Origin of the sequence: Actinosynnema sp. NPDC050436 (genome assembly GCF_040655415.1) — a bacterium.
GTDB lineage: Bacteria > Actinomycetota > Actinomycetes > Mycobacteriales > Pseudonocardiaceae > Actinosynnema.
In genome coordinates, this window is sequence record NZ_JBFAJV010000009.1 from 185,783 (window position 1) to 206,742 (window position 20,960).

At 75.9% G+C, this 20,960-nt stretch carries 25 protein-coding genes and 1 pseudogene; 15 read left to right on the plus strand and 11 right to left on the minus strand.

Annotation, left to right across the window (positions count from 1 at the left end; translation table 11 throughout):
• Positions 1-62 precede the first annotated feature (62 nt).
• On the plus strand, positions 63-1,652 hold the full coding sequence (locus tag AB0I60_RS22465) for a PQQ-binding-like beta-propeller repeat protein (protein WP_360732619.1): 1,590 nt from the start codon (positions 63-65) through the stop codon (positions 1,650-1,652).
• 34 nt (positions 1,653-1,686) lie between these two features.
• Here the strand turns inward: AB0I60_RS22465 and AB0I60_RS22470 are convergent.
• From AB0I60_RS22470 to AB0I60_RS22480, 3 genes and pseudogenes are all read right to left on the minus strand, one after another.
• Positions 1,687-2,363, minus strand: a pseudogene (locus AB0I60_RS22470) (dienelactone hydrolase family protein).
• Positions 2,360-3,217, minus strand: a complete 858-nt coding sequence (locus AB0I60_RS22475) for an LD-carboxypeptidase (RefSeq protein ID WP_360732620.1) — start codon at positions 3,215-3,217, stop codon at positions 2,360-2,362. The pseudogene AB0I60_RS22470 and the gene AB0I60_RS22475 overlap by 4 nt, the downstream one beginning before the upstream one ends.
• Positions 3,214-5,157 (minus strand): prolyl oligopeptidase family serine peptidase, encoded by a 1,944-nt coding sequence (locus tag AB0I60_RS22480; protein ID WP_360732622.1) that lies wholly within the window; start codon positions 5,155-5,157, stop codon positions 3,214-3,216. The genes AB0I60_RS22475 and AB0I60_RS22480 overlap by 4 nt, the downstream gene beginning before the upstream one ends.
• Before the next feature lie 132 nt (positions 5,158-5,289).
• Here AB0I60_RS22480 and AB0I60_RS22485 point away from each other — a divergent pair, with 132 nt between their 5' ends.
• The 8 genes from AB0I60_RS22485 to AB0I60_RS22520 all read left to right on the plus strand — a co-directional run bounded on the left by AB0I60_RS22485 (position 5,290) and on the right by AB0I60_RS22520 (position 11,621).
• Positions 5,290-5,856, plus strand: a complete 567-nt coding sequence (locus tag AB0I60_RS22485) for a DUF3090 domain-containing protein (protein ID WP_360732624.1) — start codon at positions 5,290-5,292, stop codon at positions 5,854-5,856.
• Between the two features lie 7 nt (positions 5,857-5,863).
• Entirely contained in the window at positions 5,864-6,658 is a 795-nt protein-coding gene (locus AB0I60_RS22490; protein ID WP_360732625.1) for an SCO1664 family protein, read from the plus strand.
• A gap of 59 nt (positions 6,659-6,717) precedes the next feature.
• Positions 6,718-7,194: a GNAT family N-acetyltransferase gene (locus AB0I60_RS22495; protein ID WP_360732627.1), complete on the plus strand. Its 477-nt coding sequence runs from the start codon at positions 6,718-6,720 to the stop codon at positions 7,192-7,194.
• A gap of 10 nt (positions 7,195-7,204) precedes the next feature.
• Positions 7,205-7,984 carry an aminoglycoside phosphotransferase family protein gene (locus tag AB0I60_RS22500; RefSeq protein ID WP_360732628.1) on the plus strand — a complete coding sequence of 260 codons (780 nt, stop codon included), beginning with the start codon at positions 7,205-7,207 and terminating at the stop codon, positions 7,982-7,984.
• A 19-nt stretch (positions 7,985-8,003) separates the two neighbouring features.
• Entirely contained in the window at positions 8,004-8,822 is an 819-nt protein-coding gene (locus AB0I60_RS22505) for a DUF3097 domain-containing protein (RefSeq protein ID WP_360732629.1), read from the plus strand.
• 34 nt (positions 8,823-8,856) lie between these two features.
• Positions 8,857-9,282: an NfeD family protein gene (locus AB0I60_RS22510; protein ID WP_360732630.1), complete on the plus strand. Its 426-nt coding sequence runs from the start codon at positions 8,857-8,859 to the stop codon at positions 9,280-9,282.
• Between the two features lie 17 nt (positions 9,283-9,299).
• The gene (locus AB0I60_RS22515; RefSeq protein ID WP_360732632.1) at positions 9,300-10,577 is read left to right on the plus strand and encodes an SPFH domain-containing protein; all 1,278 of its coding nucleotides are present in this window, start codon (positions 9,300-9,302) and stop codon (positions 10,575-10,577) included.
• Between the two features lie 168 nt (positions 10,578-10,745).
• Positions 10,746-11,621, plus strand: coding sequence for a hypothetical protein (locus AB0I60_RS22520; protein WP_360732633.1), 876 nt, complete (start codon positions 10,746-10,748; stop codon positions 11,619-11,621).
• Between the two features lie 9 nt (positions 11,622-11,630).
• On the opposite strand, the gene AB0I60_RS22525 is transcribed toward AB0I60_RS22520, so the two are convergent.
• Together AB0I60_RS22525 and AB0I60_RS22530 are read right to left on the minus strand one after the other, a co-directional pair.
• Positions 11,631-13,007 carry an amidase family protein gene (locus AB0I60_RS22525; protein ID WP_360732635.1) on the minus strand — a complete coding sequence of 459 codons (1,377 nt, stop codon included), beginning with the start codon at positions 13,005-13,007 and terminating at the stop codon, positions 11,631-11,633.
• Positions 13,008-13,016: 9 nt separating this feature from the next.
• Positions 13,017-13,379, minus strand: coding sequence for a DUF1707 domain-containing protein (locus AB0I60_RS22530; RefSeq protein WP_360732637.1), 363 nt, complete (start codon positions 13,377-13,379; stop codon positions 13,017-13,019).
• Positions 13,380-13,482: 103 nt separating this feature from the next.
• Between AB0I60_RS22530 and AB0I60_RS22535 the strand changes: the two genes are divergently transcribed.
• On the plus strand, positions 13,483-14,355 hold the full coding sequence (locus AB0I60_RS22535; protein ID WP_360732638.1) for a hypothetical protein: 873 nt from the start codon (positions 13,483-13,485) through the stop codon (positions 14,353-14,355).
• 21 nt (positions 14,356-14,376) lie between these two features.
• Here AB0I60_RS22535 and AB0I60_RS22540 read toward each other — a convergent pair whose 3' ends face one another.
• Both AB0I60_RS22540 and AB0I60_RS22545 read right to left on the minus strand, forming a co-directional pair.
• On the minus strand, positions 14,377-14,988 hold the full coding sequence (locus tag AB0I60_RS22540) for a TetR/AcrR family transcriptional regulator (protein ID WP_360732640.1): 612 nt from the start codon (positions 14,986-14,988) through the stop codon (positions 14,377-14,379).
• The gene (locus AB0I60_RS22545) at positions 14,985-15,161 is read right to left on the minus strand and encodes a hypothetical protein (protein ID WP_360732642.1); all 177 of its coding nucleotides are present in this window, start codon (positions 15,159-15,161) and stop codon (positions 14,985-14,987) included. The genes AB0I60_RS22540 and AB0I60_RS22545 overlap by 4 nt, the downstream gene beginning before the upstream one ends.
• A 26-nt stretch (positions 15,162-15,187) precedes the next feature.
• On the opposite strand from AB0I60_RS22545, the gene AB0I60_RS22550 reads away from it, so the two are divergent.
• Entirely contained in the window at positions 15,188-15,703 is a 516-nt protein-coding gene (locus AB0I60_RS22550; RefSeq protein ID WP_360732644.1) for a CGNR zinc finger domain-containing protein, read from the plus strand.
• 19 nt (positions 15,704-15,722) lie between these two features.
• Here the strand turns inward: AB0I60_RS22550 and AB0I60_RS22555 are convergent, their stop codons facing one another.
• Positions 15,723-16,025, minus strand: coding sequence for a hypothetical protein (locus AB0I60_RS22555; protein WP_360732646.1), 303 nt, complete (start codon positions 16,023-16,025; stop codon positions 15,723-15,725).
• On the minus strand, positions 16,022-16,693 hold the full coding sequence (locus AB0I60_RS22560; protein ID WP_360732647.1) for a PadR family transcriptional regulator: 672 nt from the start codon (positions 16,691-16,693) through the stop codon (positions 16,022-16,024). The genes AB0I60_RS22555 and AB0I60_RS22560 overlap by 4 nt, the downstream gene beginning before the upstream one ends.
• 61 nt (positions 16,694-16,754) lie before the next feature.
• Between AB0I60_RS22560 and AB0I60_RS22565 the strand changes: the two genes are divergently transcribed.
• Positions 16,755-17,450: a hypothetical protein gene (locus AB0I60_RS22565; protein WP_360732648.1), complete on the plus strand. Its 696-nt coding sequence runs from the start codon at positions 16,755-16,757 to the stop codon at positions 17,448-17,450.
• A complete protein-coding gene (locus tag AB0I60_RS22570) occupies positions 17,435-18,151 on the plus strand; it encodes an SDR family oxidoreductase (RefSeq protein WP_360732650.1) in 717 nt (238 codons plus the stop codon). The genes AB0I60_RS22565 and AB0I60_RS22570 overlap by 16 nt, the downstream gene beginning before the upstream one ends.
• A gap of 16 nt (positions 18,152-18,167) precedes the next feature.
• On the opposite strand, the gene map is transcribed toward AB0I60_RS22570, so the two are convergent.
• Positions 18,168-18,962 (minus strand): type I methionyl aminopeptidase, encoded by a 795-nt coding sequence (map, locus tag AB0I60_RS22575; protein WP_360732652.1) that lies wholly within the window; start codon positions 18,960-18,962, stop codon positions 18,168-18,170.
• Positions 18,963-19,008: 46 nt separating this feature from the next.
• Between map and AB0I60_RS22580 the strand changes: the two genes are divergently transcribed.
• Together AB0I60_RS22580 and AB0I60_RS22585 are read left to right on the plus strand one after the other, a co-directional pair.
• Positions 19,009-19,272 (plus strand): helix-turn-helix transcriptional regulator, encoded by a 264-nt coding sequence (locus tag AB0I60_RS22580; protein ID WP_360732653.1) that lies wholly within the window; start codon positions 19,009-19,011, stop codon positions 19,270-19,272.
• A gap of 2 nt (positions 19,273-19,274) precedes the next feature.
• Positions 19,275-19,889: a 50S ribosomal protein L11 methyltransferase gene (locus AB0I60_RS22585; RefSeq protein WP_360732655.1), complete on the plus strand. Its 615-nt coding sequence runs from the start codon at positions 19,275-19,277 to the stop codon at positions 19,887-19,889.
• A gap of 78 nt (positions 19,890-19,967) precedes the next feature.
• Here the strand turns inward: AB0I60_RS22585 and pip are convergent, their stop codons facing one another.
• Entirely contained in the window at positions 19,968-20,915 is a 948-nt protein-coding gene (gene pip / locus AB0I60_RS22590) for a prolyl aminopeptidase (protein ID WP_360732656.1), read from the minus strand.
• Between the last annotated feature and the right edge of the window lie 45 nt (positions 20,916-20,960).

Consider the following 20,960-nt stretch of genomic DNA (forward strand, 5'->3'; position numbering starts at 1 on the left):
CGCGCGGGCAGCGGGGCGCTGCCAAGGTGGATCGGGACAGCACCATCGACAGGGGGAGTGTGATGGGCTTTTCCAAGCGTGCCCTGGCTCTGCTCGCGGTCGCGTCGTCGGTCGCGCTGCTGGGGGCCGGTGCCACCGCCGCCTCGCCCCGGCGGGACGGCGACTGGGCCGGCTGGCAGAAGGACGCGGCCGGGTCGCGGCACAACGCGGCCGAGTGGCGGATCACGCCGCACACCGTCGGGAAGTTGAAGCTCAAGTGGGCGTTCGCCTACGACAAGGCGGACGCGCCGGTGCGCAGCCAGCCGGCGGTCGTGGACGGGGTGGCCTACTTCGGCGGCCCGGACGGCAGGTTCTACGCCCGGGACGCCCGCACGGGCGCGGAGAAGTGGACCACGGACCTGTCGGGCATCGCGCCCGGCCCGCGCAAGGCGGTGCCGTGGGACGGGCCGACGGTGGTGGGCGGCCGGGTCTACTTCGGCGACATCCGGGGCTACGTGTACTCGCTGGACCAGCGCACCGGGCGGGTGGTGTGGGCCAAGCAGGTCGACGCGCACCCGGCGGCGACGGTGACCAGCTCGCCGGTCGTGCACGACGGCAAGGTCTACGTCGGCACCTCCAGCGGGGAGAACGCCGACTTCGACCCCGGTTCGCGCGATTACCCGTGCTGCACGTTCCGGGGCCACGTCGACGCGCTCGACGCGCGCACCGGCGACCTGGTGTGGCGGCACTACACCGTCCCCGAGCCGCAGGCGGTGGGCACCTGGCCGTCGGGCGCGACCCGCTACGAGCCGTCCGGCGCGGGCGTGTGGTCCTCGCCGACGATCGACGTGCGCACCGGCACGCTCTACGTGGGCACCGGCCAGAACTACACCGGCAGCGCGGGCGACTTCGACACGCTGCTGGCGCTCGACGTCCGGTCGGGCGCGGTGAAGTGGCGCAACCAGGTGACGAAGGCCGACACGTGGCGGGGCCTGTGCAACGACCCCGCGCCGCAGGGCTGGTGCCCGGGGCTGGCGGACGGTTCGGCGCTGGACTACGACATCGGCGCGACGCCGAACCTGTTCACGGTCAACGGCCGCAAGCTGGTCGGCGTCGGCCAGAAGGTCGGCGTCTACCACGTGTTCGACGCGACGACCGGCGAGGTCGTGTGGCGTCGCCAGCTCGGGGTGCCGCTGCCCAGCGGCGGCATCTCCGGCATCCAGTGGGGCAGCAGCTACGACGGGGAGCGGCTCTACATAGCGACCTACTTCGCCGACCCGGGCACGTTGTTCGCGGTGGACCCGGCGACCGGCGCGGTGCTGTGGGAGACGCCGAACCCGGCGGACGGCTGCACCACCGGCGGCGCGGCGCAGCACCCGGAGGTGTGCACGTTGGCGCACGGCCCGGCGGTGTCGTCGAGCCCGGGGGTGGTCTACGAGGGCAGCAACGACGGCAAGCTGCGCGCGTACTCGGCCCGCACCGGCCGGGTGCTGTGGACCTACGACACGGTCCGCGACTTCGCCGGGGTCAACGGCAAACCCGGTCGGGGCGGCGCGATCTCCGGCGGCGGCGGTGGCGCGGTGGTGTCCAACGGGATGGTGTACGTGCAGGCCGGGTACTGGCCCGCCTACCCCAACCCGAACGGCAGCGTGCTGCTGGCCTTCGGCCTCTAGCCCGCGCCTGACCGGACCCCGGCCCGGGGTCCGGTCAGGCCGGGTAGGTCCGGCGCAGGAACGACGTGGTCAGCTCCCACGCGGCGGCTGCCGCCCGGGGGTGGTGGAACATCGGCGCGGCGTGGTTGTGGAACGCGTGGCCCGCGTCGTGCTGGACGTGGATCTCGGCACCGGGGTGCCCGGCGACCGCATCGATCACCCGCTGCACGGCCTGCGGCGGGATGTAGGGGTCGTGGCCGCCGAGGTGGAACTGGACCGGGCAGGTCACCCGGTGCAGGTCGCCGATCCGGTCGGGCACGGTGGAGCCGTAGAACGACACCACGACGTCGGGTCGGCCGCGACGGCGGCGTCGTAGGCCGACGAGCCGCCCAGGCAGAACCCCAGCACGCCGGCGCGGCCGTGGTCGCGGCGCAGGGCGTCGAGGGTGGCCGGCCCGTCGGTCACGCCCGTGCCGGGGTCGAACCGGCCGGAGACCTCCATCGAGGCGGCGAGCCCGGCCTCGTCGTGGCCGGAGGACCAGCCGGGGGCGACCCGCCAGAACAGGTCGGGCACCGCCACGGCGTGGCCGAGCGCGGCGAGGTCGGCGGCGACCGACCGCAGGTGGTCGTCCATGCCGAAGATCTCCTGGACCAGCACCAGGCCCGGTCCACCGCCCGACGCGGGCAGCCAGGTGGGTGCGTCGAACGCGCCGTCCGCGACGTCGATCTTCACGGCACCACTGTTACCACGCCGGCGTCGGCGTCCAGCTCCACCGACACGCCCAGCGGCACGGTGTGCTGCCCGGCGCAGTGCCCGAACGCCACCGAGCCCAGCACCGGCACGCCCAGCCCGCCCAGCCGGTCGCGCAGCACGGCGTCCACGGCCTCCGGCGGGCCGCACCCGGTCCACGAGCCGAGCACGATCCCGGCGACCCGGTCGAACCAGCCCTCGCGCAGCAGGTCGGTCAGCAGCCGGTCGAGCCGGTAGGGCCGCTCGCCGACGTCCTCCAGCCACACGACGGACCCGTCCGGCGGCGGCGTGCGCAGCAGGCTGAGCGTGCCGCCCACGGCGGTCCCCCGCGCCCGTCCGCCGACCACGGTCGTGCCCCGGTAGGCGGTGCTGCCGCCGAACAGGGCGTGGCGCAGCCGGTCACGCGCGGTCGGGTCGTGCACGAACGCCTCGGAGGCGATCATCGGCCCGAACCAGCTCGCCACGCCCGCCCGCCACAGCGGCTCGTGCAGCACGGTGGCGTCGCTGGAGCCGAGGAACACCTTCGGCGCGCGGGTCGCGGCCTCCCAGTCGACCAGGTCGACGATCCGCCTGCTGCCGTACCCGCCGCGCGCGCACAGCACGGCGGCCACGTCCGGGTCGTGCCACGCCCCGGCCAGGTCGGCGGCCCGGTCGGCGTCGGTGCCGGCCAGGTGGGGCAGCTCGGGGTGCACGTCCAGGGCGTGCGGGGCGATCCGCACGTCCAGCCCCCAGGTGGTCAGCCAGGCGACCCCGGCGTGCAGCAGCCCGGCCGGCACGGGGCCGGCCGGGCTGACCACGGTCACGCGGTCGCCCGCCCGCAGCGGGCGCGGTGTCACGTGCGCAGCTCCAGCACGGGCACGCCGGCGGGCTCGAACCCGAACACCTGCCCGTAGAAGGACAGCTCGGCCTCCAGCGCGGCCACGATCGACTCGGCCTTGCGGAACCCGTGCTGCTCGCCCTCGAAGGTCAGGTAGGCGTGCGGGATGCCGGTGCCGTCCAGCGCGGCGACGAACCGGTCGGCCTGCTCGGGCGGGCAGATCTCGTCCTCCAGGCCCTGCAGCAGCAGCACGGGGCCGTTGAGCCGGTCGACCCGGTTGGACGGGGACCGCTCGGCGTAGCGCTCGGCGGTCTCCGGCCACGGCCCGACCAGGCCCTCGACGTAGCGGGACTCGAAGTCGTGGGTCTCGCCGCCCTCGCCGGTCCAGCCGCGCAGGTCCAGGATCGGGAAGGCGACCATGCCGCACCGGTAGGTCTTGACGGCGGTCATCGACGCCGCCGAGGTCCAGCCGCCGGCGCTGCCGCCCCGGATGCCCAGGCGCGCGCCGTCGGCGGTGCCCTCGTCGGCCAGGGCCTGCGCGACGGCGGCGCAGTCGTTGACGTCGACCACGCCCCACTGCTCGCGCAGCCGCTCGCGGAAGGCCCGGCCGTAGCCGGTGGAGCCGCCGTAGTTGACCGACACGACCCCGATGCCCCGGCTGGTGAAGTAGGCGATGTCCACGTCGAGCGCGGCCACCGACCGGCCGGTGGGCCCGCCGTGGACGTGCACGACGTAGGGCGGGCGCTCGTCGTCGGGCCCGGCGAACCCGGGGTTGGTCGGCGGGTAGACGTAGGCCGGGACGTCCTGCCCGTCGGGGCCGGTGAACACCCGCTCCTGCGGCACCGGCAGGTAGTCCGCCGGCGGCAGGGACGCGGGGTGCCCGGTCAGCCGGGTCAGCTCGCCGGTGGACAGGTCGAGGCTGACCACGGTGGCGTCCTCGCGCGGCCCGGCGGCGCCGGAGACCACGACCCCGTCGTGCACGGCCAGGTGCGCCTGCCAGACCGGCAGCTCCACGTCGACGTCGGTGACGGTGCCGCTGCGCTCGTCGAGCACGGCCAGCGCGCCGGAGCGCAGCACCAGGTAGCGGCCCCGGTCCAGGGCGGCGAACCAGCGGTTGCCCAGCCGCCACATCGGGCCGCCCAGCTCCTCGGCGCACGGGGCGAGGTTGCGCCGGCTGCCGTCGAGGGAGATCCGGAACAGGTTCCACCAGCCGTCGGGGTCGGTCAGCGCGAGCAGGCTCGGCTCGCCGTCCGGCTCGTCGGCGGCGGGCTGCTCCCACTCGACCTGGCAGACTGCCTCGCGCGGCCCGCCGGCCAGCACCCGGTGGGTGTCGGAGCCGACCTCGGCCACGCACAGCTCGGTGCCGTCCCACGGCATGTCGGGGTGGTTCCAGCCGATCCAGGCGAACCGGGTGCCGTCCGGGGACAGCCTCGGGCCGGTCATGAAGTGGTGGCTGGCGGCCAGCACGCGCGGCGCCGACCCGTCGGGGTGCAGCGCGACCAGGTCGCGGCGCACGTCGGTGCGGGCGTCGCCGGTGACGGTCTCGCGCACGCACCACACCTCGCCGTCCGGCCCGGCGGTGAGGTCGGCGTAGCGCACGCCGTGGCGGCGGTCGGGCTCGGGGCTGATCGGCACCGGGGCGGGGTCGTCCGGGTCGAACAGGTAGACGCGCTGGTCGTCCCAGTTGGTGAACGCGACGCGCTCACCCTGCGGGGTGTCCAGCACCACCCACGGCCGCCCGCCGTACTCGTGCACGCGGTTGCGCACGTTCCACGGCGGCGGCAGCAGGTCGTGACCGTCGCGCACCAGCGCGACCCGGCCGCCCTGCGCGGGGCGCCCCTCGGCCCACCAGACCCGACCCCGGTGCAGGTCGACCCAGTGCAGCCCGCCACCGGCAGCGGCGGCGTCGGCCGCCCCGATGGGCGATGTCCATGTTCCGTACGGTGCGATCTTCACCACGGACGCGACCCTAGTACCCGACCCGCCGCGCCGGTCAGCGCCGATCGGTCCGCCGCGCCCGTTCCACAGATGACGCAATGCCCGGGGGGAGGGCTGCCGATCTTGTCCGCGTGGCCTAGGGTCGTCGGTGTCATGGCACGGGTCATCCACGTATTCCGCCAGCCCGACCGGTTCGTCGCCGGCACCGTCGGGCAACCTGGCGAGCGCACGTTCTACCTCCAGGCCTCCGAGGAGGCCCGGCTGGTCAGCGTGGCGCTGGAGAAGCAACAGGTCGCCGTCCTCGCCGAGCGCATCGGCTCGCTACTGGAGGAGGTGCACCGGCGGTTCGGCGCGGACGTCCCCGAGGCGGTACCCGACGACCTCCGGGACACCGAACCCCTCACGCCGCCGGTGGAGGAGGAGTTCAAGGTCGGCACGATGGGGCTGGGCTGGGACGCCGAGTCCCGCGCGGTGGTGATCGAGCTGCTGGCCATCACCGAGGAGGAGGTCGACGAGGCGGTGGTCCTCGACGACACCGAGGAGGGCCCGGACGCGGTCCGGGTGTTCCTGTCCCCGGTGGAGGCGCGGGCGTTCGCCGAGCGCGCCGACCGGGTGGTGCGGGCCGGCCGCAGACCGTGCCCGCTGTGCTCGGAGCCGCTGGACCCCGAGGGCCACGTCTGCCCCCGGCAGAACGGCTACCGGCGCGCGGACGAGGACTGACCCCGGCGTGCGGCCCGGTGACGAGGGCGCCCTGGACCTGCTGCTGCGGGGCCGCATCGAGGTCGAGGGCCGGCTGGTGGACGCGTCCAACGCGACGCTGTTCTGCGCGATCGGCCTGGACGGGGTGAGCGCGCAGTGCGTGTACAAGCCGGTGCGCGGCGAGCGACCGCTGTGGGACTTCCCCGACGGCACGCTCGCCGGCCGCGAGGTCGCCGCCTACCTGGTGTCCGAGGCGGCCGGGTTCGGGCTGGTGCCGCCGACGGTGCTGCGGCCGGGCCCGTTCGGGCCGGGCATGGTGCAGCTGTGGGTGGAGACCCGCGAGGACGACGACCTGGTCGACATCGTCCCGGTGGACCGGGTGCCGCCCGGGTGGCGTTCGGTGCTGCGCGCGCACGACCGGTTCGGCGACCCGGCGGTGCTGGTGCACGCCGACCACCCGCAGGTGCGGCTGATGGCCGCGTTCGACGCGGTGGTCAACAACGCCGACCGCAAGGGCGGTCACGTGCTGCACGCGACCGGCGGCGGCGTGTATGGGGTGGACCACGGGATCTGCCTGCACGCCGACGACAAGCTGCGCACGGTGCTGTGGGGGTGGCTGGGCGAGCGGCTGCCGCAGGACGCGGTGGAGGCGCTGCGCCGGCTGCGGTCGGGCCTGGACGGGGCGCTGGGCGGGCAGTTGCACGAGCACCTGACCCGGGCGGAGGTCCGGGCGCTGGCGGAGCGGGTGGACAAGCTGCTCGCGGCCGGGGTGTTCCCGGAGCCCTCCGCCAAGTGGCCGTCGATCCCCTGGCCGGCGTTCTGACCCCGGCGCGCGGCCGGTTCCGGCCGTGCGGGTGCCCCGGCGGTGGTCTAATCGGCCGGGTGAGCAGTGTTCGACTCCGCGAGGTGACCGAGTCCGACGTGCTGGAGTTCTTCGAGCACCAGGCGGACCCCGAGGCCAACCGCATGGCGGCGTTCGGCGCGGCGGACCCGACCGACCGGGCCGCGTTCCTGGTGCGCTGGGCGCGCATCCTGGCCGACGACGAGGTGCTGGTGCGCACGATCGAGTTCGACGGCCGCGTGGTGGGGCACGTGGCGCGGTTCCGCCAGTTCGGCGAGCCGGAGGTGACGTTCTGGATCGACCGCGCCCACTGGGGGCTGGGCCTGGCCACGGCGGCGCTGACCGAGTACCTGGCGCTGGACCCGGTGCGCCCGCTCTACGCGCGGGCGGCGGTGGACAACCTGGGGTCGCTGCGGGTGCTGGACAAGTGCGGGTTCGTCGCGGTCGGCGAGGACGTCGGGTACGCCGACGGGCGGGGCGAGGAGGTCGAGGAGTTCATCCTCCGCCTGGACGCCTAGGTTGGGGATCATGACCTCGACGCCGGAGACCCGGTTGGTGCGGCGGTTCGGCCCGGCGGTGCGGCCGTGGCTGGAGGGCCTGCCCGCGCTGGTGGCCGAGCGGTGCGCGCGGTGGGGGCTGACCCCGCAGCGGGAGCTGGCCGGCAACACCTCGCACACCCTGCTGTGCCGGCGCGGCGGTGCGCCCGTGGTGCTCAAGCTCTGCCCGGAGCCGGCGGTCGCCGCCGAGGAGGCCGCCGCCCTGCGCGCCTGGGACGCGGTCCCGCGGGCGGTGTCGCTGCTGGAGCACGACCCGGCGACCGGCGCGCTGCTGCTGGAGGGCCTGGAGCCCGGCACGCCCGCGACGTACGGCCCGGACTACCTGGAGGTGCTGGCGGGCCTGCACGTCCCGGACCCGGGCGGGTTCGCCCCGCTGACCGCGCGGCTGGACTTCATGTACGGGCTGGCGGCGCGCACCAGGCCGGGCGACTACTCCGCCGCGCACGCGGCGGCGACGGCGCTGGCCCGCGACCCGGTGCCGGCCGTGCTGCTGCACGGCGACCTGCACTTGCGCAACGTGCTCGACGCGGGCCCGCGCGGCCTGGTGGCGATCGACCCGCGTCCGTGCGTCGGGGACGCGGCGTTCGACGCGGCCGACTTCGTCTTCGCCGCCCCGGACTGGGCGACCGGCCTGGCGGCGCTGGAGGGCGTGGTGGACGTCGCGCGGGCCGAGGCGTGGTGCCACGCGCTGAAGGTGTTCCTGCCCGCGTTCGGCCCCGACGGCGTGCCTGCGGGTGATCCGACCGGGTGAACGGCTAGCGTCGCGGGTCGTGCGATCACAGGACTACGGGCGCGACGTGCTGGCCGGGGCGACGAAGCGGAAGGTGCCGGAGGTGGCGGCCGAACCGGGCCTGGTGGTGGAGGACCCGGCGTCGGGCTTCTGCGGCGCGGTGGTGCGCTTCGAGCAGGGCCGGGTGGTGCTGGAGGACCGGCACGGCCGGGAGCGGCTGTTCCCCCTGCTGCCCGCCGGGTTCCTGCTCGACGGCCGCCCGGTGACGCTGGTCCGCCCGGCCGCCGCCCCGGCCCCGGCGCGCGCGGTGTCGGCGTCGGGCTCGGTGAAGGTGCAGGGGCTGCGCGCCCGCACCGCCCGGGACAGCCGGATCTGGGTCGAGGGCCTGCACGACGCCGAGCTGGTGGAGCGGGTGTGGGGCCACGACCTGCGGGTCGAGGGCGTGGTGGTGGAGCCGCTGGACGGCGTGGACGTGCTGGCCGAGCGGGTCGCGGAGTTCGGCACCGGGCCGGGGCGGCGGCTGGGCGTGCTGGTCGACCACCTGGTGGCCGGGTCCAAGGAGTCGCGGCTGGTCGCGGCGGTCCGCGACCCGGGCGTGCTGGTCACCGGCCACCCGTACGTCGACGTCTGGCAGGCGGTGAAACCGGCCTCGGTCGGGATCGCGGCGTGGCCCCGGGTGCCGCGCGGCACGCCGTGGAAGGAGGGCGTGTGCGCGGCGCTGGGCTGGGGCGAGCCCTGGCAGGGCTGGCAGCGGGTGCTGGCCGCGGTGGGCGGTTTCCGGGACCTGGAGACGCCGCTGATCGGGGCGGTGGAGCGGCTGATCGACTTCGTCACCGAGCCCGACCTCGACCGTTCGTGACCTTCCCGTGCACCGGGGGTGCGAGGATGGTCGCGTGGCCGCGTTGATCTGGTTGGTGCTCGGGGTGCTGCTGGTGGCCGCCGAGATCCTGTCGGGCGACTTCGTGCTGGTCATGCTCGGTGTCGCGGCGCTGGGCGCGGCCGGGGTGTCGGCGCTGGGCGTGGGCGAGATCGCCGCGGCGGTGGCGTTCGCGGTGGCCGCGCTGGGCCTGGTGGCGGGTGCGCGGCCCGCGCTCAAGCGCAGGCTGACCTCCGGGCACGAGCTGAAGTCGGGTGCGCAGGCCCTGGTCGGCGGCACCGCCGTCGTGGTGTCCACTGTGGACGCGCACGGCGGTAGGGTGCGCATCGGCGGCGAGGTGTGGTCGGCGCGGTCGCTGGACCACCGCGTCCTGGAGCCCGGCGTCGAAGTCACTGTCGTGGAGATCTCGGGCGCGACCGCCGTCGTGATCTCCGGGTCCTGAGCGGAAGGGAACTTGAGGTGACCACCACGTTGATCGTCGTCGCGGTCCTGGTGCTGTTCGTGCTGATCGTCGCGGTCAAGTCGGTGCTGGTGATCCCGCAGGCCACGGCCGCGGTGATCGAGCGGCTGGGCCGCTACCGCACGACCGCCGCGCCGGGGCTGAACATCCTGTTCCCGTTCTTCGACCGGGTGCGGGCGCGCATCGACCTGCGCGAGCAGGTGGTGTCGTTCCCGCCGCAGCCGGTGATCACCCAGGACAACCTGACGGTGTCCATCGACACGGTCGTCTACTTCCAGGTGACCGACCCGCGCGCGGCGGTGTACGAGATCTCCAACTACATCGTGGGCGTGGAGCAGTTGGCCACCACGACGCTGCGCAACCTGGTGGGCGGGATGAGCCTGGAGGAGACGCTGACCTCCCGCGACCAGATCAACAACCAGCTGCGCGGGGTGCTGGACGAGGCGACCGGGCGCTGGGGCATCCGGGTGGCGCGGGTGGAGCTCAAGGCGATCGACCCGCCGCCGTCGATCCAGGACTCGATGGAGAAGCAGATGCGCGCCGACCGGGAGAAGCGCGCGATGATCCTGACCGCCGAGGGCCAGCGGGAGTCGGCGATCAAGTCGGCCGAGGGCCAGAAGCAGGCGGCGATCCTGTCGGCGGAGGGCGCGAAGCAGGCGGCGATCCTGTCCGCCGAGGCGGAGCGGCAGTCGCGCATCCTCAAGGCGCAGGGCGAGCGGGCGGCCCGCTACCTGCAGGCGCAGGGCCAGGCCAAGGCGATCGAGAAGGTGTTCGCGGCGATCAAGGCGGGCAAGCCGACGCCGGAGGTGCTGGCCTACCAGTACCTGCAGACGCTGCCGCAGATGGCGCAGGGCGACGCGAACAAGGTCTGGCTGGTGCCCTCGGACTACGGCAAGGCGCTGGAGGGGTTCGCGCGGATGCTGGGTGCGCCGGGCGAGGACGGCGTGTTCCGCTACGAGCCGCCCGCCGACGAGCCGGCCCGGTCCGCGCCGGAGGAGGACGACCCGTCGGTGGCGGAGTGGTTCGACACCGCGCCGGACCCGGCGGTGGCCGAGGCGGTGCGCGCGGCCGAGGCGGTGGCGCGGCAGGAGGTGCCCAGCCCGCTGGGCGGGCACCGGCCCGCGCCGGTGGAGCCGGGTCGGGAGCGGGCCGGGCTGTCCGGTGCGGCGGAGGTGCCGGGGATCGCGGGTGCCCCGGCCGGGCCGGGCGCGGACCCGGCCGGCGTGGAGGGGCACGGCGGGGCGCACCCGGGCGGGGCGGAGCCGCCGCGCCCGTAGCGCGGGCGGTGGTGCGTGGCGGGGCGGTCGGCCGTGCGGGCCGGCCGCCCCGCGCTGTGTTCGCGCAACGCTGATCACAGCCGGGACCGGGGTGGAGCAGCGCCGGCGCGGGGCCGGGTGCGGTTGGATGTGCCGGTGCCCCCGTTACCCGATCGAGTGAATTTCTGGTTGGACCGGTCCGCTGTGCCGTGGGGTGAGCGCTGGGACGGGCTGGCGGCCGTCGTGGCGGACCTGTCCGCGCTGGTCCTGGCCGGTCCGGGCGCGCGGCGGGTCGCCGAGCAGGTCGCGGAGCTGCTGGTGGCGGGCACGTCCCGGCACCGCGCGCACCGGGCCGCGCTCGCCGAGCTGGTGGACCGGGTGCTGGACCTGCACGCGGTGGCGTGCGGGTCGGACCCGCCGTCGCCGGTCGGGCTGGCGGACTGGCTGCTGCACGTGCAGACCGGGTTCGCCGAGCCGCCGGAGGTGCGGCTGGCCCCGTACGCGGCGGCGCTGGGCGAGGAGGGCCTGGCCCGCTACCGGGCGGAGGCGGTGGCGCGGTTCTCGAAGCTGCCGGTGATCGCGTTCGGCCGGACCGGCCGCTACGACCGGGAGCGGTGGGCGCTGCTGCGGGTGATGGAGGAGCTGGCCGAGCACGTCGGCGACGTGGACCTGCAGGTGCTGGTGCTGACCCGGGACCTGTCGTCGGGGTGGCACTACGTGCAGGTGGCGACGGTGCTGCGGGACGCCGGGCGCACCGAGGAGGCGCTGGAGTGGGTGGGGCGCGGGCTGCGCGCGACCGGCGGCCGGGGCGCGGCGGGCCGGCTGGTGGACCTGGCGGTGGACGAGTGCCTGCGGCTGGGGTGGCGGGAGCGGGCGGTGCGGTGGCGCCGGCGGGCGTTCCTGGCGTGGCCGGCGGTGGAGACCTACGACCGGCTGCGCGCGTTGGCGTCGGGGGTCGGCGGGTGGCCGCAGGTGCGCGCGGACGTGCTGGACGAGGTGCGCCGCACGGGCGACCCGGCGGTGGTGGGCGAGCTGCTGGCGCGGTTGGCGGCGCGCGGCTGCTGACCGGCGCGGTCAGTCGGTGTAGGCGGGCGGGCGGCGGTCGGTCCAGGGGCGGGCGCGTTCGAGCTGGGCGGCGGCGGCCAGGACGGTGTTCTCGTCGTGGGCGGGGCCGACGAGCTGGACGGCCAGCGGGAGGCCGGTGGCGGTGTGCCCGGCGGGGACGGCGGCGGCCGGGTTGCCGGCGACGTTCCACAGCGGCAGGAACGTGGTCATCCGGGCGGCGGCGAGCAGGGCGGGCACGGTGCCCCGGTGCCGCCACTCGCCCACCCGCAGCGGCGGCCGGGTGAGCACGGGGGTCAGCAGCAGGTCGTGCCCGGTGAACAGCCGGTTGGCGTGGGCGGTGAGCCCGGCGGCCTGGCGCAGGGCGGCGCGCACGGCCGGGGCGGGCAGGGCGCGGCCCAGCGCGGCGACCCGGCGGGTGCGCCGGTCGAGCCGGTCGGGGCGGTGCAGGGCGGCCTCGGCGGTGGCGGCGCTGTGCAGGTAGCGGGCGGCGAAGGCGGTGGAGCCGGCGAGCTCGCGCAGGTCGGGGTCGAGCCGGGTGACGTCGTGGCCGAGGTCGGCCAGCAGCCCGGCGGTGTCCAGCACGGCGTCGCGGACCTCGCCGGTGATCGGGATGCCGGGCCCCCAGGGGCGCAGCGACACCGCGATGCGCAGGGGACGCGGGTCGGCGGAGGCGGCGGAGGTGTGGCCGTGGCCGGGGGCCAGGACGTCGAGCAGGAGCGCGGCGTCGCGCACGTGCCGGGTGATGGGCCCGGCGGCGACCAGCCCGCCCCACACCGGGCCGTCGAGCGGCACGTGGTCGCGGTGCGGTTTGAGCCCGAACAGGCCGGTGCACGCCGACGGGATGCGCACCGAGCCCGCGCCGTCGGTGCCGATCGCGGCGCCGACCAGCCCGGCGGCCACGGCGGCGGCCGATCCGCCGCTGGACCCGCCCGGCGAGTGCCCGGCCGACCACGGGTTGCGGGTGGGCCCGGCCCAGCTGCTCTCGGTGTAGGGCCACAGGCCGAGTTCGGGCATCCGGGTGCGGCCGAGCACCACGGCGCCGGCGGCGCGCAGCCGGGCCACGACCGGGCTGTCGGCGTCGGCGGGCCGGTCGACGGCGCAGGTGCCGGTGGTGGTGGGCAGGCCGGCGACGGCGAGGTCCTCCTTGACCGCGACGGGCACGCCGAGCAGCGGGGCGTCCTCGCCGCGCGCCCGCCGGGCGTCGGCCTCGCGCGCGGCGTGCCGGGCCTGCTCGGCGAAGACGGTGCGGAAGGCGTTGAGCCGCCGGTCGTGCCGGTCGATGCGGCGCAGGCACTCGGCGATGAGGTCGCGGGCGCTCAGCTCGCCGGCGCGCAGCAGGTCGGCCTGCCGGGCGGCGCCCGCGAAGCACGCGTCGGTGAGGTCCATGCGCGCACCCTAGGGCAGGACGGGGCGGGCCGGCCGGTGACGCGCGCGGCGGCGGTGGCGGGCCACGAGCAGGGCCACGAGCAGCACCGGCCACGGGAACGGCAGCGGCGAGGCGATCCAGGCGAGCAGCAGCAGCACGCCGAGCACGGCGGGCAGCGGCGGCCGGCGCGTCGGCTGCCGGGTGGCGGCGGGTGCGGGCAGGTCGTGGGTGAGGGGCGCGAGGTCGGCGCGGTGGACGGCGGCGTAGGCGGTGGTGATCCGCTCGTCGGCCTCGGCGAGGGTGAGCCGGCCTTCGCCGACGGCGTCGCGCAGCCGGGCGACGACGTGGTCGCGTTCGCGGTCGGAGGCCCGGACGGTCTCGGGGGTGCTCATGTCCGTCGATGGTCCGCGCGCAAGGGGGCCCGGCGCGTCCGTTCCGAAGCGGTGCCGTGGTCTGCGCCCGCCGACGTAGGCGGGGCAGGGCATGATCGGGGTCATGCCGACGTGGGTCATGTGGTTGGCGGTCGCGCTGGTCGTCGCCGCCGTGGTGGTGCGCCACCACCGGCGGTCGCAGGCCGACACCCTGCTCGACGAGCACGCGCGCCGCCGCACCGGGTCCGGTCCGACGCCGGTGTCGGTGTGGCGGGAGGCCAACCGCCGGTTCCGGGCGGGCGAGCGGGAGGGCCTGCTGCTGCTGGCCGAGATCGGCCGCTCGGTGCCGCGCCGCCGCCAGGACGTGGTGGACACGTGGCTGGCGGCGCTGCGCGGCGGGGTTAGCCGGGGGCTGGACTCGCCGTGGCGCACGGCGGTGCAGCGCGAGCTGGTGGCGCACCTGCGGCCGGGGGACGACTACTGGCCGGGGATGGCCGTGCACGCCTCGGGCGCGATCCTGGTGGACTTCGACCTGTCGGGCTGCCGGGTGGGCGAGGTCGACTTCACCGGGGCGGTGTTCGTCGGCGACGCCCGGTTCGCGGCGATGACGGTGACCGGCGAGGCGCGGTTCGACGGGGCCCGGTTCCTGCGCCACGCGGTGTTCACCGACGCGCTGTTCGCGCGGTCGGCGTCGTTCGCGCTGGCGGTGTTCACCGGGAACCTGGCGTTCGCCGGGGTGCAGGTGGCGGGGGCGGCGCGGCTGCGGGCGGCGAAGATCTCCGGGCGGGCTGACCTGCGGCGGGCGGAGTTCGGCGGGTCGGCGGACTTCGCGGAGGTCTTCTACGGCGGCCGGGCCCTGTTCGGCGACGTGGTGTTCCACCAGGACGCGGTGTTCTCGCGGTCGTGGTTCCGGGGGTGGACCGACGTCGGTTCGGCGCTGATCGGCGAGGCGGCCGAGTTCGGCGGGGTCCGCTTCGGCCACCGGGTGATGCACTGACCGCGTGCCGCGCCGGCGTGGTCAGCCCGCTTCGGCGCGGTGCCCGGGGCGGTCGGGGGCGGGCACGGCGGCGGTGAACAGGCCGAGCCCGAGCGCGTAGGGGTCGTCCAGGCCGGTAGCGTGCAGCGCGTCGGCGGGCAGGGCGAGCAGGGAGACCGCGACGCCGAGGAAGTAGGCGTCGAGCAGCCCGGCGTCGCGCGCGGTGGAGGGCAGCCCGGCGGCGCGGTGCAGGTGCGCGCCGGCCTCTGCGTTGGCCACGACCATGCGGCCCAGCGCCGCGCGCACCCCGGGCCGGCGCACCGCCTCCAGGTAGAGCTCCACCATGGCCAGCATCCGGGTGGGGTCGTCGGCGACCGCGCGGCGCAGCAGCGCCGGGTAGAGCTCGGCGACGTCGGCGGGGGAGATGTCCTCGGGGGTGGTGGCGGCCAGGCGGGCGACGGCCTCGGCGTGCAGGTCGGTCATCCTCCCGGCGGCGGCCTGCAGCAGCGCCTCGCGGGTGGGGAAGTAGTTCTTGGCGGTGCCCTCGGGCACGCCGGCCGCCCGGTCCACCGCGCGGTGCGTGAGCCCTCGGCCGCCCTCGGCGGCCAGGACGGAGATCACGGTGTCGCACAGCAGTTCACGGCGGTTGGTCACGGTGAGGGGACCTTAGCCGACCTCGGCCGGCCGGCCGTCGCCACCACCCGGCCGGCGTCGAGGACCAGCCACATTCCGCACACGCAGCGCACGTAGGCGACGCGGCCGTGGGTGGAGGCGGGGTAGGCGGGGTCGGAGGCGGGCCAGCCGCAGCCGGGGCATCTGGTGATCACACCACCCAGCGTGGTGTCATGGTTCAGTGCATTTCAACCCTTACGGCGGGACGGCGGCGCAACTGGCGGCGGCCCTGGTCAACGCCCGTGCGGACGGTTGCGCCGAGGTCCTGCTGGCGGTGCTGCGCGAGCAGCGCTACAAGCCGGTGGGTGCGTTGTCGGCGGCCGACGCGCGCCGGCTGTCGGACTGGGCCTGGCGGCTGGAGCCGGTGTTCGCGGGCGGCGTGGACCGGGTGGGCCACGTCAACGCGCTGCTGGCCGAGACCGCCGCGCGCCCCTACATCTCGGTGCACGACGACCGGCCGCCGCACCTGCACTTCGCGGACGAGGCGGCCTCGACCCTGGTGCGGGTGCGCGCGTTCACGGCGGCGGGCCTGGCGCACGTGGTGTGCGAGGAGCCGGACCGGCTGGGCCGCTGCGGGCGCGAGGGGTGCGGCGTGGTCTACGTCGACACCTCCCGCAACGGCCGCCGCCGCTACTGCTCGACGCGCTGCGCGAACCGGTTGCAGGTCGCGCGGCACCGGTCGCGGCGCGCGTCCTGAGCCCGGCGGCGGGCGCGGGTCAGTGGTCGGGGTGGTGGGCGACGCCGAGGTCGGCGGCGATCTCGGAAAGCCGGGCGGCCATGCCCTGCGCGAGCCGGGCGCGGTAGCCGAGGAACAGCCGGTTGGCCGGCGGCACGGCCCACCGGCCGCGCCGGGCGACGTTGTAGACGCGGTGCACGACGCGGGTGCCGCGCGGGTGGTCCTCGGCGTGGTACTCGCCCCGGTACCACCAGCCGCCCTGCACCGGCTCGGGCAGGTACGGCGCGATGGCCTCGGCGGGTGCCTCGACCACGCCCGCGACCTCGAACAGCAGCGTCCTCATCTCGGGTCCTCCTCCTGGGCCGGGTGCGGCCCGTCCGGTGCCGGCGGGGTGTCGCGCAGGTGCCCGGTGGCGCGGCCCCGGTGCAGGTCGTGCCAGAAGTCGTGGCCGCCGAGGGTCCCGGCGCGGGCGGAGGCGGCGAACCAGCGGGTCCAGTCCCGCTCGGCGCGCAGCACGGCCTGCCGGTACTCCAGTTCGATCCAGGCGAGCTGCGGCAGGCCCATCGCGGTCAGGTCGGCCTTGACGGCGTCGAGCGCGGCGACCTGCCCGTCGAGGGTGTCGGCGCGGCGGTCGCAGAGGGCGGCGGCCTCGTCGGGCGGCAGCAGCCCGATCAGGGCGACCCCGGCCTCGAACCGGGGGTACTCCTTGGTGGGCACGGCGATCAGGTCGCGCAGCCAGTCGTGCAACTCGGCGCGGCCGGTGTCGGTGAGCCGGTAGACGGTGCGCTCGGGCCGGTTGCCCTCGCGGGTGGCCGGTGCGGCGTCGAGGAAGCCGTGCGAGCGCAGGGTGTCCACCACGGTGTAGAGGGAGCCGTAGGTGAGCTTGACGCTGCCTTCCTGGTGGCGTTCGCGCAGGGTGGACGCCATCTCGTAGGGGTGCATGGGCCGCTCCCACAGCAGCCCCAGCACCGCCAGGGCCAGCGGGTTCGTCCGACGGTAGGGCTTCGCCACGGTAATACTCGCTTCCGTATATCCGGACACGAGCACAGCGTAGGGGACGTAGGTTGGGCACATGATCACTGGGACTGCCGCCGGCGTGCCCTACGTCGCGCTGCCGCCGCGCACCGGACGCCGACTGGTGCTGGTGTGGCACCTGCTCGGCGAACCCGGCACGCCCGCCGACATGGCGCGGGCACTGCCGCTGACCGACGTCGACGCGTGGCGCGTCCACCTGCCGCTGCCCGCCGTCCCCGTCGACGGCGACCCCGTCCGCGACTGGTACGCGCCCCTGGTCACCGCAGGCGTCGCCGCCGTCGCGCCCGTGGTGGCCGCCCTGCGCGCGGACCTGGGCTGCGACGACGGCCCGGTCGACCTGGTCGGCGGCTCCGCCGGCGGCCACATCGCCCTGCTGACCGCCGTGTCCGGCACCGTGCCGGTGCGCCGGGTCGCGGCGCTCAACCCCGCCGTGACCGTGCAGTCCGTCATCGCCGCCTGCCTCGACGAGGGCCTGCTCGACGCCTACGACTGGACACCCGCCTCGACCACCGCCGCCGACCCCCTCGACGTGACCGCGCGCGCCGACCGGCTCACCGCCCCGCTGCTCCTGCTGCGCGGCGAGCACGAGTACGCGGCGTTCCGGCCCGTGCAGGACCGGCTGCACGCCGCCGTGCCCGCCTCCGAGCTGGTCGAGGTGCCCGGGTTGCCGCACATGCTGGTCTCGTCGCTGGACGTGGTGGGAGCGGAGGTCACGGCGTGGCTGACCGGCTGACGGTGGTGACCGGCGGCAGCCGGGGGATCGGCGCGGCGACCGTGCGCCGGCTCGCGGCACAGGGCCACCGCGTGGTGATCGGCTACCGCGCGGCGGCCGGCGCGGCCGGGGAACTGGCCGCCGAGGTGGGCGGGCTCGCCGTGCGCGCCGAGGTGTCCTCGCCCGACGACGTCGACGCCCTGTTCGACGCCGCCGCCGCGCTCGGCCAGGTCACCGGCGTGGTGATCAACGCCGGCATCACCAGCCCGATCGGCCCGCTGGCCGACACCGCCGTGCCCGACCTGCGGCGCGTGCTGGAGGTCAACGTCCTGGGCGCGCTGCTGTGCGCCCGGCGCGCGGCCCGCGACCTGGTCGGGGGCGGCGCGATCGTCTCGGTGTCCTCGGCCGCCGCCACCCTGGGCAGCCCGGGGGAGTACGTGCACTACGCGGCCGGCAAGGCCGCCGTGGACGCGATGACGGTCGGCCTGGCCAAGGAACTGGGACCGCGCGGCATCCGGGTCAACGCCGTGGCCGCCGGCACCGTGCACACCGCGATCCACGAGCTGTCCGGCGAACCCGACCGCCCGCACCGGGTCGCGCCCGCCATCCCGCTGGGCCGCGCCGGCCTGCCCGACGAGATCGCCGCCGCCGTCGCCTGGCTGCTCGGCGACGACGCCTCCTTCACCACCGGCGCGGTGCTGCGCGTCGCCGGCGGCCTGTGACCACCGCCCCCGGCGGTCAGGGCGCGGTCGACGCGGCCGGCAGCCGGGGCGCGGTCAGCACGCGCGGCCCGTCCTCGGTGATCGCCACCGAGTGCTCCACGTGCGCGGCCCGGCTGCCGTCCACGGTGACCAGCGACCAGCCGTCCTCCGCCTCGAAGTAGGCGTCGCGCCCGCCCGCGTGGAACATCGGCTCGATGGCGATCGCCATCCCGGCGCGCAGCGTCACGCCCCGACCCGGCCTGCCCTCGTTCGGCACGCCGGGGGACTCGTGCATGGCCCGCCCGATCCCGTGCCCGCCGAAGTCCGCCGGCATCCCGTACCCGGCGGCCCGCCCGATCCGGCCGATCGCCGCCGACACGTCGCCCATCCGCGCGCCCGGCACGGCCTGGGCGATCCCGGCCGCGAGCGCCCGCTCGGCCGTCGCGATCAGCGCGAGGTCGGCCGGGTCCGCGCGGCCGACGACGAAGCTGATCGCCGAGTCGCCGTGCCACCCGTCCAGGTGCGCCCCGCAGTCGACGCCGAGCAGGTCGCCGTCGCGCAGCCGGTAGCCGGTGGGGATGCCGTGCACGATCACCTCGTTCACCGACGCGCAGATGAAGCCGGGGAAGGGGGTGGCGGCGAACGACGGCCGGTAGCCCAGGAACGACGAGCCCGCCCCCGCACCCCGGATGACCCCGGCCGCCACCTCGTCCAGCTCCAGCAGCGAGACCCCGACCCGGGCGTGCTCGCGCACGGCGGCCAGGGCGTCGGCGACCACCAGGCCGGCCGCCCGCATCGCGTCCAGCTCGGCGGGGGATTTCAGCTCGATCACCGGGCACTCCTTACCGTGATAGTTATACCGGTATTACTATCACACCATGGTGCGTCCACCCCTCACCCCCACCGAGCACGCCCGGGGCGAACGCCTCGGCGAAGCCCTCCGCCGCGCCCGGGGCGACCGCAGCATGGTCCAGGTCGCCACCGCCGCCGCCATCTCCGTGGAAACCCTCCGCAAGATCGAACGCGGACGCGTCCCCACCCCCGCCTTCTTCACCGTCGCCGCCCTCGCCGACGCCGTCGGGCTCTCCCTCGACGCCCTGTGCCGCGACCTCGACGACCCCCGCCAGGCCGGCGCGGCCTGACCGTGCGGGACTTCGTCCTCCACCACACCGCACCCCGCCCCGTCCCGCTCACCCCCGGCATCCGGCTGCACACCGCCACCGACGTCACCGCCCTCTGGGAAGCCACCGGCCACCCCGACCCACCCTTCTGGGCCTTCCCCTGGGCCGGCGGCCAAGCCCTCGCCCGCCACCTCCTCGACCACCCCCACCTCACCGCCGGCCGCCACGTCCTCGACCTCGCCACCGGCTCCGGCCTCGTCGCCGTCGCCGCCGCCACCACCGGCGCGACCACCGTCACCGCCAACGACGTCGACCCGCTCGCCGGCACCGCCGCAACCCTCAACGCCGAGCTCAACCACGTCACCCTCGACATCGCCGTCACCGACCTGCTCGACACCGACACCCACCACGACGTCGTCCTCGCCGGCGACGTCTTCTACGACCGCGACATGGCCGCCCGCGTCCTGCCCTTCCTGCACCGCGCCCACCGCCGCGGCGCCACCGTCCTGGTCGGCGACCCCCACCGCGCCCACCGCCCGCGCCACGGCTTCCACCAGGTCGCCACCCACCACGTCCCCGTCCCGCACGACCTCGAAGGCACCGACCACCGCACCACCCACGTCCTGACACCCGACTGACCGACAGGGGAGCAGCCCCACCACGACGAAAGGGAGGCCCGCCGACACCCGGCGCACCTCCCCGCACACACCCCACGCCTACCGCCGCGACGCGAACCCGTCCGTCGCCGCCAGCACCGCCGCCGCCATCCCACCGTCGCGCACGCTGTGCGCCGCGTCGCGCACCACCACCAACTCCGCGCCCGGCCACGCCCGGACCAACTCCCACGCCGTCCCCACAGGCCCCTGCATGTCCCACCGACCGTGCACCAACACCGCCGGAATCCCGTGCAACCGGCCGACGTCGCGCAACACCTGCCCGTCCGCCAACCACGCCCGGTGGTGGAAGAAGTGCGCCGTGATCCGCGCGAACGCGAGCCGCCATCGGGGATCGGCCTCCCTCGGCTCCGGCCGGTGCCCCGGGTCCGCCGACACGATCGCCCCCTCCCACGCACACCACTCGTCCGCCGCCCGCTGCCGCACCACCGGATCAGGATCACCGAGCAACGCGTGGTACGCCGCCACCAGGTCCGTCGACCCCTCCGGCACACCACGCCGGAACCGGTCGTGCTCCTCCGGGAAGAACCGACCCAACCCGCCGTAGAGCCACTCGACCTCCGAGAACCGGCCCGACGTCACCGCCACCACGACGACCTCCGTCACCCGCTGCGGGAACAGCTCCGCGTAGTGCAACCCCAGCGTGCACCCCCACGAACCCCCGAACACCATCCACCGCCGCACCCCCAGGTGCTCCCGCAGCAGCTCGACGTCCCGCACCAGGTGCGCCGTCGTGTTCACCGACAGGTCCGTCCCGTGCTCCGCCGCGTGCGGCACGCTGCGCCCCGACCCGCGCTGGTCGAACAACACCACCCGGTACACCGCCGGGTCGAACAACCGCCGCATCCCGGGGGAGCAGCCCGTACCCGGCCCGCCGTGCAGCACCACCACCGGCTTGCCCACCGGGTTCCCGCACACCTCCCAGTACACGAGGTTCCCGTCACCCACTTCGAGCATCCCGTGCTCGAACGGCTCGATCTCCGGGTACACCGCCACACCACCCCGCCACCACACCCCGCCCGGCGGGGCAGCCCC

What these genes read in the sequence shown, in the direction of transcription:
- AB0I60_RS22525 (WP_360732635.1), bottom strand. Translation starts at nt 13,007, where the DNA reads ATGGACCTCACCGACGCGTGCTTCGCGGGCGCCGCCCGGCAGGCCGAC.
- AB0I60_RS22580 (WP_360732653.1), top strand. Translation starts at nt 19,009, where the DNA reads ATGGTGCGTCCACCCCTCACCCCCACCGAGCACGCCCGGGGCGAACGC.
- AB0I60_RS22485 (WP_360732624.1), top strand. Translation starts at nt 5,290, where the DNA reads ATGGCACGGGTCATCCACGTATTCCGCCAGCCCGACCGGTTCGTCGCC.
- AB0I60_RS22555 (WP_360732646.1), bottom strand. Translation starts at nt 16,025, where the DNA reads ATGAGGACGCTGCTGTTCGAGGTCGCGGGCGTGGTCGAGGCACCCGCC.
- AB0I60_RS22530 (WP_360732637.1), bottom strand. Translation starts at nt 13,379, where the DNA reads ATGAGCACCCCCGAGACCGTCCGGGCCTCCGACCGCGAACGCGACCAC.
- AB0I60_RS22565 (WP_360732648.1), top strand. Translation starts at nt 16,755, where the DNA reads ATGATCACTGGGACTGCCGCCGGCGTGCCCTACGTCGCGCTGCCGCCG.
- AB0I60_RS22535 (WP_360732638.1), top strand. Translation starts at nt 13,483, where the DNA reads ATGCCGACGTGGGTCATGTGGTTGGCGGTCGCGCTGGTCGTCGCCGCC.
- AB0I60_RS22500 (WP_360732628.1), top strand. Translation starts at nt 7,205, where the DNA reads ATGACCTCGACGCCGGAGACCCGGTTGGTGCGGCGGTTCGGCCCGGCG.
- AB0I60_RS22465 (WP_360732619.1), top strand. Translation starts at nt 63, where the DNA reads ATGGGCTTTTCCAAGCGTGCCCTGGCTCTGCTCGCGGTCGCGTCGTCG.